Origin of the sequence: Rhodococcus sp. (in: high G+C Gram-positive bacteria), from assembly GCF_049299235.1 — a bacterium.
Lineage (GTDB): Bacteria > Actinomycetota > Actinomycetes > Mycobacteriales > Mycobacteriaceae > Rhodococcus.
Map to the genome: position 1 here is coordinate 1 of NZ_JBAQXC010000218.1, position 11,859 is coordinate 11,859.

At 66.1% G+C, this 11,859-nt stretch carries 15 protein-coding genes; 9 read left to right on the top strand and 6 right to left on the bottom strand.

Features of this window, described 5'->3' with window-relative positions:
• Window positions 1-725 precede the first annotated feature (725 nt).
• The 4 genes from WAX14_RS12525 to WAX14_RS12540 all read left to right on the top strand — a co-directional run bounded on the left by WAX14_RS12525 (window position 726) and on the right by WAX14_RS12540 (window position 3,993).
• A complete protein-coding gene (locus WAX14_RS12525; protein WP_422628382.1) occupies window positions 726-1,037 on the top strand; it encodes a hypothetical protein in 312 nt (103 codons plus the stop codon).
• Between the two features lie 30 nt (window positions 1,038-1,067).
• Complete coding sequence (locus WAX14_RS12530; RefSeq protein ID WP_422628383.1) at window positions 1,068-2,903, top strand: hypothetical protein; 1,836 nt, start codon at window positions 1,068-1,070, stop codon at window positions 2,901-2,903.
• Entirely contained in the window at window positions 2,904-3,698 is a 795-nt protein-coding gene (locus WAX14_RS12535; RefSeq protein WP_422628384.1) for a hypothetical protein, read from the top strand.
• Between the two features lie 148 nt (window positions 3,699-3,846).
• A complete protein-coding gene (locus WAX14_RS12540; protein ID WP_422628385.1) occupies window positions 3,847-3,993 on the top strand; it encodes a hypothetical protein in 147 nt (48 codons plus the stop codon).
• Between the two features lie 410 nt (window positions 3,994-4,403).
• Here WAX14_RS12540 and WAX14_RS12545 read toward each other — a convergent pair whose 3' ends face one another.
• The 5 genes from WAX14_RS12545 to WAX14_RS12565 all read right to left on the bottom strand — a co-directional run bounded on the left by WAX14_RS12545 (window position 4,404) and on the right by WAX14_RS12565 (window position 6,479).
• The gene (locus WAX14_RS12545; protein WP_422628386.1) at window positions 4,404-4,658 is read right to left on the bottom strand and encodes a hypothetical protein; all 255 of its coding nucleotides are present in this window, start codon (window positions 4,656-4,658) and stop codon (window positions 4,404-4,406) included.
• Between the two features lie 263 nt (window positions 4,659-4,921).
• Window positions 4,922-5,071 carry a hypothetical protein gene (locus WAX14_RS12550; protein WP_422628387.1) on the bottom strand — a complete coding sequence of 50 codons (150 nt, stop codon included), beginning with the start codon at window positions 5,069-5,071 and terminating at the stop codon, window positions 4,922-4,924.
• A 199-nt stretch (window positions 5,072-5,270) separates the two neighbouring features.
• A complete protein-coding gene (locus WAX14_RS12555) occupies window positions 5,271-5,459 on the bottom strand; it encodes a hypothetical protein (protein ID WP_422628388.1) in 189 nt (62 codons plus the stop codon).
• Window positions 5,460-5,572: 113 nt separating this feature from the next.
• Window positions 5,573-5,761, bottom strand: coding sequence for a hypothetical protein (locus WAX14_RS12560; protein ID WP_422628389.1), 189 nt, complete (start codon window positions 5,759-5,761; stop codon window positions 5,573-5,575).
• A 388-nt stretch (window positions 5,762-6,149) separates the two neighbouring features.
• Complete coding sequence (locus WAX14_RS12565) at window positions 6,150-6,479, bottom strand: DUF732 domain-containing protein (RefSeq protein WP_422628390.1); 330 nt, start codon at window positions 6,477-6,479, stop codon at window positions 6,150-6,152.
• Window positions 6,480-6,890: 411 nt separating this feature from the next.
• On the opposite strand from WAX14_RS12565, the gene WAX14_RS12570 reads away from it, so the two are divergent.
• From WAX14_RS12570 to WAX14_RS12585, 4 genes are all read left to right on the top strand, one after another.
• Window positions 6,891-7,658: a hypothetical protein gene (locus WAX14_RS12570; protein WP_422628391.1), complete on the top strand. Its 768-nt coding sequence runs from the start codon at window positions 6,891-6,893 to the stop codon at window positions 7,656-7,658.
• A gap of 98 nt (window positions 7,659-7,756) precedes the next feature.
• Window positions 7,757-8,530 (top strand): metallophosphoesterase family protein, encoded by a 774-nt coding sequence (locus WAX14_RS12575; RefSeq protein WP_422628392.1) that lies wholly within the window; start codon window positions 7,757-7,759, stop codon window positions 8,528-8,530.
• A 534-nt stretch (window positions 8,531-9,064) separates the two neighbouring features.
• On the top strand, window positions 9,065-9,487 hold the full coding sequence (locus WAX14_RS12580; RefSeq protein WP_422628393.1) for an AAA family ATPase: 423 nt from the start codon (window positions 9,065-9,067) through the stop codon (window positions 9,485-9,487).
• 78 nt (window positions 9,488-9,565) lie between these two features.
• Entirely contained in the window at window positions 9,566-10,432 is an 867-nt protein-coding gene (locus tag WAX14_RS12585) for a DUF1932 domain-containing protein (RefSeq protein ID WP_422628394.1), read from the top strand.
• 295 nt (window positions 10,433-10,727) lie between these two features.
• On the opposite strand, the gene WAX14_RS12590 is transcribed toward WAX14_RS12585, so the two are convergent.
• Window positions 10,728-11,042: a ParB N-terminal domain-containing protein gene (locus WAX14_RS12590; protein ID WP_422628395.1), complete on the bottom strand. Its 315-nt coding sequence runs from the start codon at window positions 11,040-11,042 to the stop codon at window positions 10,728-10,730.
• A 172-nt stretch (window positions 11,043-11,214) separates the two neighbouring features.
• Between WAX14_RS12590 and WAX14_RS12595 the strand changes: the two genes are divergently transcribed.
• Window positions 11,215-11,832 carry a hypothetical protein gene (locus WAX14_RS12595; RefSeq protein WP_422628396.1) on the top strand — a complete coding sequence of 206 codons (618 nt, stop codon included), beginning with the start codon at window positions 11,215-11,217 and terminating at the stop codon, window positions 11,830-11,832.
• Window positions 11,833-11,859: the final 27 nt, after the last annotated feature.

Sequence of the window (11,859 nt, forward strand, 5' to 3'; positions counted from 1 at the left end):
TGTGTTGCGGCAGTACATCGAGCAGCAGGACCGTCCCGTCTAGGCACACTCGGCCCTGGGCGGGCCTCCTGCGCGCGCCTTCACCTCCGCCGTGAACGACGGAGCACTAGCGCGCATATTGGTAGCCAACAACGGCCGGCGGAACGGCGCACAGCCCCGAAGCAATGCGAGGGACACCCGGCACGGCGGTGCGTGCGCTGAACGCTGCGGCCGACCGAACCGGGCCCGGCGCGCGGGTCGCATTCGCAGACCACTTCGACGTCGTCGACGTGATCCAGGCGCACCGGGACGGGGGTGTGTTCCGAATGTGGGGGCCTCCGCGGACCGTGGCCCTTGCGTATCGGCGGAGTCGCACGACAGGTGGCCCGCGGGGCGACGTCGTGGTTCGGTTCGGCGAGTTGCCGGCAGCCGGTTCGGATGTCGGACAGCGTCGCTGGGTCACGTTGGCATGCGGGGCGGTCGCCTGGCTTCCGCGATGCGTGCACATGGTTGGGGCGTCGTAATGCGCTGCCGTTCCACCGTGGAGTGTGGTCGCGATTCGCTCACCTCCCGACGCTTGCCACATTACTGGCACAAATACTGGTATATTTGCTCGTGAGAATGCTGGCAACTATGCCAGCACTTGGTACGGGAGGCGTGACATCGAGATCGACGCTCACGCCACCTCCACAACATCACGACCCGCACCGCAACCGACGCAACCAGACAGGGAAGGTCCGACTCCGATGGCCGAGCCGACGAACAACGCGACGAACGACCCCCGCCCCACCCAGGAGCGCACCCACGGTGCCGCAGCCCCCACCCCCGATCGGCGCACAGAACCTCGCACCGCAACCGAACCGTTCACACTTCGGCGAACACCGAAGAAGAAGGCACTGAGCACCTACATCACGGTCGCGACATCCGCGCGTCTCGCCGAGGCCACGCGCAGTAGCGGGTTGTCGACCACCGACGTCGTCGAGGCCGCGCTGGTTCGGGTGTTCGACGAGCTGGGCATTCCGCCGGCGGACGTCGACGGAAACCTCACCACGGACTGAAACACCCATCCACGAGGGAGCGACGACATCATGACCGCCGACGATCAGTTCAGCCTCTTCGACCTGTCCGTTCACGCCGACGACCCGGACCGCGACGCCCGCTATTCGATCATCGACACCCCTGCGGGAAGTGCCGTTCCGGATGCGCCGATTCGCGCCCAGGAGGACAACACGGTCCGTGCGTCACCGTCGGAGGGTGTGGTTCGCGGTGACGATGTGGCACCGACCGGCGAGGCCGATACGGTCACCGAGCCGGCGCGGGCGTGGGAGTCGCTTCCCGTCACCGAGGACGCCGACGGGCACGCGATCATCGTGACCGCTGCCGCCACCTACACGCCGTCCGGTGCGCGACTGACCGGCCCCGTCGACACGATCGAGAAGTTGGGCAAATTGCTGCACTGGGCGGCACTGACGCCCCACGGGCTCACCGCTCAGGTGTGGTTCGTCGGTGTCGATTCCTGCGCGCAACTCGGGTGGGAGGTCGATCCGGGGGACGAAGACGACGTCGACGATCTCGAGCAACTGCGGCAGCGTGTCGCGGCGGATCTGCAGCAGGTCGTCGCCGCGACCCTGCCCCCGTTGATCGCCGAAGGTTGGGAACTGCGCGGCGATCCCGGTTTCGTAGTGCGCTTGAGCCGTCAGGTCGGCAAGGCCACACAGATGGTGGATCTGCTCCTCGAACCGTACGTGTGGACGTACTGGAACAAGGACTTCGGTTGGGGCAATCGGGTCGGCGACATGGGCATCCTCGGCAATCCGAGCGCAGGCACCTATCTGCCTGATGACGACATGCCGGCGGCGCGTGAGCTCGGTCGTCGCCTGGCGTGGTCGGTCAAGCACCTCGACACGCTGCCCGGACCCACCCCGGCCCGCACCGGGGCCGCTGTGCTGGACAAGATCCGCCGTGAGCGGGTCCGCACCGGTAAGGGCATCGTCGTCGCGGCCGGCGGTCCGATTCCACCGATCGACGGTGCGCCACGCGGGGACTTCGAGCCGCCGGCGGGTTGGTCGCGGGTGCCGGATTCCGACGATCTCGACGGTGCTGAGGTGTTGGCGACGATCGACCAGCGGGCCGCCTACCTGGCGTCGGCCGGGATGTTGCCGTTCGGCTACGGCCGGGTGCGCAATGTGGTCGGGGATGATGCTGCGGCGGCGGCTGCTTCCGACAAGCTGCCGTTCGGGATCTGGCGCGTGACTCTTCCGGCGGCGGGCCGGTTCGCGCTGCCGCAGAAGTTGCCGCTGCCGCACCCGGCGATGCGTGAGGACCAGCCGGTGCAGACGTGGATCACCACGGTCAGCGTCGAGGGGTTGTGCGCTCCGGTGGCCGACGGCGGTATGGGCTTGGACGTCGACGATCTCGAGGTCACCGAGGCATGGGTGTACGAGGAGCAGGGGCGTGCGTTGGACAAGTGGGCGAAGGTGCTGCGGGAGTCGCGCGCGGTTGCTGTCGAGTCCGGTGATGTCGCGATGAAACAGTTCCTCGGTGCCTGCTACAAGGGGTATGTGGGCCGGATGGTCAATCCGGACATGTGGACCTCGACGCGGATGCAGCATCACCATCAGCCGTTGTGGCGCGCGGCGATCATGGCGCATTGCCGGTGGCGGGGTCGTCGTGTCGCGATGCGCATCGCCCGGGACACCGGTCGGTGGCCGATCCGCACGATGACGGATTCGTGGGTATACCTTCTGGGAGAACAGGATTGCGTCGCCGAGGACAGTCCGGCGCTGGGTAAGATGACGTTGGAGAAGCACGTCGAGTTGACCGACGAGATGCTGCTGTCGTTCGCGTCCGCGGAGACCACCAACGATGTTCGGATCGCGATTGCCGCGGCGTACGGAGCCGATGTTCAGGATGAGGAGAAGTAGATGGCGCTGCGCCTTCCGAAGCCGCGTTCGAAGGCGGTGCCTCAGCAGACGACCGGCCTCGACGGCATGAAGGTTGCGGTCGCCGCGGCGGCTGTGGCCGGTGTGGTCAAGTCGCAGGCGACCGGCAGCGGTTTGGAGGGGTTGACCTCGACCGTGTCGGTGCGGGAGCTCCGGAAGGAGATCGGCGATGCGGGGCTGCGTCAGGCTGTGGTCGATGCCGGGGGGCGGGAGCCGTCGGATCGGACATTGCGTCGCTGGGCGCAGCAGGACCGCATCCCGCACTCGGTGGTCGCGGCGCTCGCGCAGCGCCGCGCCGCGGTCGAGCGGCTCGGTGGTGTCGATTCGGTCGCCGCGCAGATCGGGCGCAGCCCGTCGGCGGTACGCAAGTACATGTCGGGGGTGACCAACGAGTTGCGCAATGATGCGCGGTCGAAGTTGAAGACCGCCAAGGCCGAGCACGCCATGCGTAAGGTCGGTGTGCTCCGGCCGGACGGGTCGACGAAGGTGGCGACGATCCGTGTCACCGGGCGTGTGTGCGTACGCAACGGTGATGACTCTGGCTACGACTACCGCACTCGCACTTTGGATTTCGGTAACTCTGATGTTCCGTTCAGTGCCGATGAGTCACGTGAACTCGCGGCGGCGTTGGTGGACGACGATCAGGCGCGGGTGGTGGCGATCTTGGAGCGTCATGCCACGCTCGACTATCCGGAGAACAAGGGGTTCGACGTGTACAACGACCGGTTCGGTTTCCATTTCGAAGCGATCGACAAGATTGATGTCACCTGGGCCTGACACGGTGTGTCCGGTTCGGTGTGGCTTCGGCTTTTCCTCGGGTGGCCGAGTAGTCACGTGGAGTGTGGTCGTCGCGAGCTGATCGTGGTTCGCGAGTGTGCGGATGGATGTCCCATGCAGCGGGGTCGCCGGCGGGTGACACCTGTACTTGTCGCTGATCAGCGAGTGGCGCACACCACGCGACGTCGGCATCCTCGCCGGCAAACGCCCCGAAATCGAGGTCGGCGAGCTCACCGCCGAGCAGACCGAGCTCGCCCGCCTACACGCAAGCTCGCCCGGGACAACGAACGACTGACCACCACCCAGGCCGCCCTCGACATCACAGGACAAGTGCGTGCTCTCCCGGAATCACCTTCCGGGATGACGTATTTCAACGAATCGTCGAACACGCACCGGCCGAATCGTGGCGTGAACCTACCGCCGCCGCGGTGTCGGCCAGTGATGCGAGCGAGATGATCGATCGTGGGTATCCCAGCTCCACGACACCGCAGCGAACGCGGACATCGTGCTCGCCGCGGTGTCGTTGGGGATACGGCAGCGGACGTGCCACGGCTGCGATACCCCGGCACGACCGGGACCACCACTCCGCCACGAACGCCGTCGCCGCTTCCGGCTGGCGGAGACGCACAACGCCTGGGAGCAGATGTCGGACTGCATGGGCCGGCCCCTGGTAGGGATGAGCCGTCGGCAACACCGGCCCAGAACTTACAGGCTCGGCAGCCCGAGGTCCGCGGGGGTGACGTGCGTGTGGTACCCGGTCTGGTGGCAGTAGACGAAGAGCATGTCCAGGCCGGGCACGTCGTTCCAATTTTGGAACGCCAGTTGAATCTCGCATTCGAAACCCGGTGCGATCACGACGACTCCACCGCCGCTGTCCGCCTTGGCATCGTAGGTTGGTTCGCCGCCCCGGTAGACATGCTTGGTGCCCGCCAGCGGGTGGCCGGAAAGTGGAACGTTCATATCCGAATCAGGTCCTTTCGTCTGTTCAATGTCTGTCCGATGAGGATCGGTGGTGCATCGACACCCGTTCCGCGCGGTACTGATCCCGGACCGCGGTACCCGATGCGGTGTCATCGGTGGCCGGAAGCGCCGTCACACGCCGGAAATCCGCGTCGTGTCTGCTGCGCGGCACCGGGGCCAGCCCCGGATGCCGCGGTACGCGCAACTCGGCGTCCCGCACCGATCGTGTGGTCGAGAACCGATGGAGGCTCGGCTGGCTACGCTCACTCAAGGTCGCCGGCGGTGACATTCATCTCCACCGGTCGGCCATCGATCGTCGTGAGTTCCACGCTCGCTCGGCCACCGTTCGCAACGAGCTCGGTGAGTACTTCCGGTGCGAAGTCGTACTGGAAGTACGCTGTCAGTTTGTTCATGATCTTCCCTCACTGTCGTCGGATCCGGTTTGCGGAGTCATCCGAATTGCCGGGTCCACACGGCCGGCCGCGATGGTCAGCAACTACGGATGCGAACTGCATCGCGTTCATCACCTGCCCCGAACCTGGGCGTGTGGACGACCGTTCCGTGCAGACGGGCACATCGCCCGCACTCAGGCGCATTCGGATCGGTGGCGCCCTACGGCTTCACTTCGGCGACCGCGAGACAGTCGGCGCAGGCGTCTGCGGTGCGAACGAGTCCGCGGACGATGCCGTGCATCGTCCACGCGCGGTAGCCGTCGGCACAGACGCGCCGGCCGGTATCGAAGTCGATGAGATGGGACTTTCCGCTCTCGGTGAGAACGAGACCGTATGTGTCGCCGACCATGGGTGCCCCCTTTCTGTGGTGGTGTTCGGTGTCGAGACGGGCGATTCGTTACGAGCGAGCATCACGAAGGGCGGGAGCTGACCGAGCGCCCGGCCACCGTCGGAGCCGGGCCGTCAGAGGAAGTCGACGATCATCGCGGCGAGCCCTGCTGCTTCCTCACCGATCTCCGGGTCGTGACTTGCCTCGTTGATGAGGGAATGCGCGGCGCGGGCGTACTGGACAGCGGCGCGCTCGTCGGTGGCGACGAGGTCGTAGGCGGTGCGAATGTTGGCTCGGATATCGTCGAGTGTCGCAGTATTCATGTTGCGCTCCTGAGTTTTTCGTTCTTCTGCAGGAATCAATCTAGTGTGCCGAGCGGGAGATCGGTGACCGCACGAATGCACCCGGCGGGCGGCTCGGAACTCGACGGCCGCGCGCACCCGGCTGATCGGCACGAAGTCGTCGACACCGCCGGCGGCACCGCGTTCAACCAACCGACACAGCCGACTTCGCCGACAGTCGAATCGTCGAAGCGGCGGGTCTGCCGCGCGCGGTGGATCTCTCGTAGGCGGGGTGCGACAAGAAGAATCAGCAGATTCCCGGCCGTGCCCGAGAGCATGTACCGAAAGACCTCACCCACCGAGGCCCGGCAGCGGGCGGAGAAGCCTCTGCACCGCGAGATGCAGCGTCGTTGTGGTCGTCGTGTCGGTGTCAGCCGATCGGGTGCAGGTAGTGAGCCTTGTCCGGGCAGTACGCATCGACTGCGGCAGCGGTGATGTTGTACGCCTCGTCCTCGCCGGAAATCTCGATGAGCGAGGTGTACGGATCGAACCCCGGTGTCCCGAATCCCCCGCAGATGTCGTGTCCCATCTGTAGTGCCTCGCCGCCGGGTAGCGTCCGCCAGTAGTCGCTCAGCTTCTCGACGTACACACGATCGGCACCGGAATAGTCTTCGGGGTGCAGCAGCGTCGTGCTGTCGCCACCTCCGCAGGCTGCGACGAGGAAGGCAGCGGGGAGGGCCGTGAGGATGCGCCGGGTCATGCCGGAATCATCCCATCGCGATGATGCCGCGCGAGCGAGCCTTACGCCCCCGGGCATACGGCTGGCGTCCGCGACAGGTGCTGGCAGCCACCTGTGTTCGCACGGCGGCCTGCTGGCAGGGGCTCGTCCCGCACTGTGCCGGGCTGCGCACCTGTCCTACATCGGCCAGCATGGTGCCGTCGCCGACTGTGACTACGCGGGCACCCGGCGTAAGGGCACTGTGCGGATGTCGGACCGGCCGGGTATGCCGCCGGAATCCGGGCAGAAAGCCACCATCTGCTGTGGCGGGGCCGTGGAGGGGTGCACCGCGGCGGGTACGGTCGTTTCCAATTGCATCGCCACATCTGCGGACATCGCCACCTCGGTGTACGTCTCACTTCACTGACCGATCAACTCGATGGGAGAGCCGACATGGGCATTTTGGTTGATAGCGTGCGCAACTGCTTGGCGCAGGAACCGCCGAACGACAACGAGGTTCGGATCAGCAAACTGCTCGGGTTGGACGAACCGGTGGATTGGCACGGACAGACCGAAGACGAGAGACGCATGGCCGAATTGTTGGCACGTTTCGATGTCATCTCGCCCTCGAATGCTGACGGTGCCCGATCGCACTACGACAACACCCGAGGACTGGTCATCATCGCCCGTGACGCCGCCGGGAACGCCGTCAAACCCGTGACGTTGGGCGATGATGCCAACCGTCCGTACCAGCCATACAGCCGGCGAGCGGATCTGGTGAAGATGCTGCGGGATCACCACTACAACACCCAGAACCTCATTGCCTGGTGCGTCAAGATGATGGCGTTGGAAGACCAGTACACGCAGCTGGACGTTCCGAAATTCCCGAAGTCTCGACGTGAGCGGGCCTTGATGCGGCGTGAGCAGATTGCCGCAGAATGGCGGGCGTGCAGCGAGCAAAAGCGGCTCTGGGCAGATAAGTACGAACGGCCGATCGATCTCGGGATCTACCCCCGTGCGGATCGCTACTCTCATCCCGACGTCATCGCGCGGATCGCATGCCTGGTCGAAGATACGCGCGCGCATTCAGTTACAGAGGCAATCAACCTCTATGAGGAAGAGCTGCGTCATGAGCGCATCCGTGCCGACGCACGTCGAGCACGTAGCGAGGCGCGGGCGAATGCTGCGCTGGTCTCGAATGCCATTTTCTTCCGGACCTGACCGAGAGCGCGGTCACGTTCCGGATTGGGTGGAAGTCACCGGGAGTATGTCGACAGCAGAATGTGGAAGGGGGTACGCGGCCGGTGAACGATCGGTGTGTGGCTGTGGCCGGCGATTGGCACGGCAGCACCTCCTGGGCTCGCCGAGCACTCGAACAGGTCGCGGGCCACGGTGTCCGTACCGTGTTGCACGTCGGCGACTTCGGTATCTGGTACGGCGTCCCCGGGCGGCACTTCCTCGACACCGTCACCGATATCTGCAGCGCACTGGACCTGACGATCTACATCACCCCAGGGAATCACGAACACTGGCCGACGATCCTGTCGTCGACACTGGAGGCCCGCGACGAGTTCGGTTCGGTGATGTGGATCCGGAACAGGATCGCGGTGTTGCCCCGGGGTCACCGTTTCCACCTCGGGGACCGCTCGTTCGTCTCGCTCGGCGGTGCCCCGTCGATCGACTTCCAGACCCGATTCCCCGGTATCGACTGGTGGCCGGACGAGATGATCACCCCCGAGGACATCGCTGCGGTCGTGGCCGGTGGTCACGCGGACGTGATGCTCGCTCACGACGCGCCCGACACCCCGTGGCAGACCGGGAAGGTCGCGGCGATCTGCGCCTCGAACCCCGGCGGATGGCCCGCGCTGGCGCGCGGATACAGCGCAGTCGGCCGCACTCGGCTCAGCACAGCCTTCTTGGCGGTCCGACCGGAGGTGTACGTGCACGGGCACTACCACGTGGCCGACGACATCGATCTTGATCTCGGCGATCGGCGATGCCGCATGGTGTCGCTCGACTGCGAGTGGACCGCCGGGAACCTTGCCTATCTCGAACTGCCCGACTTGTCGGTGACGACCCGGCCGCCGGCCTGATAGGCACAGAGCCCAGCGGATGCGTGAACGACCGACGGTATCCGCGTTGCCGATACTCGACGACCAGGCAACGTCGATCCGACGTTCCGGCTACTCAGGCAGCGACCGTGGTCAGAAGACTGCGTCGGTACCGATCCAGATGTGCCGCCGTCGGTCGCCATGAAACCGATGTCGACGACGAGGGTCTCGGTGTCCGTTTGGCCGGGCCGGTACAGACGCTGCGGTGTACCGGCTCATACCGCCCTTTGTCCTGCGTCGGTCCGGCAGCCAACCCAGGGGTTTCGACGGAGCGCTGCTGTTGGCTCCGTTCAGCACGCGTCCCGCGTCTTCGGTTCCGGCACCGGCACATCCGCGATACGACGACAGTCCCGCATGTGTGTGACGACGAGGGCGGGAAGCATCGGTCTGTACCCAGATGCCGGTATCTCCACATCGGTGCGTGTCCGCCGCTGCCTCTGGTGTGGGACGCCACAGCTTGGCGTCCTCGCGGTATTTTCGAGACACACCGCGATCGCCCTGAGGAGCTGAACGCTGATGTTGATCATCACGACCGGGTTGCCTGGTGCCGGGAAAACCACCTTCGCTCGCGTGTGGGTGGCCGCCGATCCGGTTGCGCGGTGCCGCGTCAACCGCGACGACCTGCGCGGGATGCTGTTCGACGCGCACGGTCACCTCGGCACTGCGCGGGAGGCTGCGGTGACTGCGGTGGAACGATCTGCCGTCGTGAGCCTGCTCGCCCTCGGCAGGGATGTGATCGTCGATGCGACTCATCTGACCGATCACAGTCGTGCCGGGTGGGCCGAACTGGCTGCGGCGATGGGGCATGATTTCACCGTCCACCGCGTCGATACCCCTGTCGACGAGTGCATCCGGCGCGACGCCGCGCGGGCCGCGGGCGGTGGCCGTGGTGTCGGCGCCGAGGTCATCGCGATGCTTGATGCGCGCCGCGGTGTGTAGTCGGCGGCGACACTACGATTGCCGGACAGTCCTGACGTTCGTCGCGTCGTGAATGCGAGCCACTGTAGGAGACTGCGCGTGAACACCATCGGGTTGTTGCATCCCGGCAGTATGGGATCTGCGGTAGGAGCGCAGCTGCGTCGTCGCGGTCATACTGTGCTGTGGTGCCCGGATGGTCGTAGTGCGGCGTCTCGGCGCCGGGCCGAGGATGCCGGCCTCGAGGCTGTGTCGCTTCCCGACCTGGTTTCGCGTGCTGGTGTGGTGTTGTCGGTGTGTCCACCGGCTGCCGCTGAGGCGGTGGCGGTTCAGGTGGCGCAGTGTGGTGGGCAGCACTCCGATGCACTGTTCGTCGAGGCGAACGCTCTCGCTCCGGGGCGTGTGCACCGCATTGCCGGGCGGATCGCGCCGATGCCGGTTCTCGACGCTGCGGTCATCGGTTCTCCGCCGGCCGGTGGTAAGCAGCCGACGCTGTATCTGTCCGGTTCCGGGGTGCACTGTGCGTTGGTGTCCGAGCTGTTCGCAGGTACCGATGTGCGTACCCACGTGCTGGGTGAGGAGGTCGGGAAGGCGTCGGCGCTCAAGCTGGCGTATTCGAGTTTCCAGAAGGTCTCGCGTGTGTTGGCCGCTCTCGCGTACGGGGCGGCCGACACCTACGGGGTGGCCGATGAACTCGTTGTGCTCGCGGCGAAGCGTCATCGCAGCTATCTCACGGAGACCGACTACATCGGTACGACTGCCGATCGTGCGTGGCGGTGGCGTCCGGAGATCGACGACGCGGCTGTTCTGCTTGCCGATGCCGGGTTTCCGGATTCGCTCATGCTCGCTGCTGCGGAGACGCTCGGCCGGTGGGAGGGGTTGAAGGGTACTCGTCCCGACGTGGCAGATGCGCTGGATGCGTTGCGTGCTGCTGTGTCGGCGGCCGGCGATGAACACGACGATGGTTGATGTTCGAGGCGAATCGATGCCGGTGCGGGAGCTGTTCGTGGGGTGATGTGGGTCGCGGCGCGATGCGCGCGGCTGTTCGTCGGGCGGGTGCAGGGGCGGGTGGTGGTGCCGCGTCCCGTCGCCGCGGGGTCGCTCCGCGCACCGTGCCGCATCGTCCATATAGACCGATGGTGTTGGTACACACTCGGTTTCTGCTCGATCGGGGATCGAATGATCCAGATCGAGTCCCGAGACTGGTGTCGTGTCGGGTGGTTGTCGATGGATCAGGTGTTCCGGTTCGCCCCGGACGGGGCCGTCATGATCGGTGCGGGGCGCGGTGTCGGTTGGGGAACGGGTAGAACGGTGGCTGGTGTGGTTCGCCGTCCGGGACCGGGTCGATGTAGGCGTTGATCTCGTGTCTGCCGGCGCGGAGTGCCGCGGCGATGCGGTGGTGGCCGTCTGCGACCTCGAACCGGCCGGGCTGGTCCGCGCAGGCGCGGAGGAGGATCGGCTCGTCCGGTGTGTCGGATACGCGGCCGGAGGCGAGGACTGCTGCCATGTCGGTGGCCGGCGTCACGAGCGCGGACAGTGGCACGGTGACGATCGGGTGTTGTTCTGCCGGGATGTGCATGGTGGCGATTGTTGCCGACAGCATTCGGCGGGTCGTGAATTTCCCTTCCCCATTCGTCGGCACATTACAGCACTCTGCTGTATGGTTACGGCATCCCAGTTGATGCAACGAAGAGCTGACCACTCCGCGTTGCGCTATCCCGCAACGGAAGTCGCGGGGATAGGAGCGCACGATGCGCACGAACCTGCTGCCACTGCCCAGCCAGCTACACGCCAACGGCACGATCACCACACTCCCCGGAACACCCGCCACCACCCCGGCCCCCCGCGGCGACATGCCGAACCGGACCGCACCTGCACACCGACGCGCCCGCGCCGAACAGCAGCATGATCCCGCCGCCTTCGCCCGGGACACCCTGCTCGAAACGTTCGCGGTCGCACGAATCGGACAGAACCCGAACGGCAACCTCACCGCCCGCGTGGAAACGCTGGTCGACTCCGACATCGCCGCGCGCGCTGCGTTGACCGCACTCGCCGGCTATCCGACCGCGGCGAGCTACCTCGAGGCCCTCACCGAGCAGTCCCACGGCCCCGCACGCGTACACCTGCTGACGGTGTCCATGCTCGTCGCCTACGGCCGGGGCGACATGAGCGCCACCCGCACCGCGTTGGAGCTCGCCCGTACCGAAACCGGCCGTGGCACTCCCCCGCCGTTGCTGCGCATCCTCACCGCCGCGCTCGAGGCGATGGTGCCGCCGCAGCAGGTGCAGTTGCTCACCGGCTACGGCAGGGCCGTCCTCGAGTCGCGTTTCGGGATCGTCCTGTTCGATCCGGCAGCCGCCGCGAGCTGACACCGCCTGCCGTGGTGCGGTCACCCC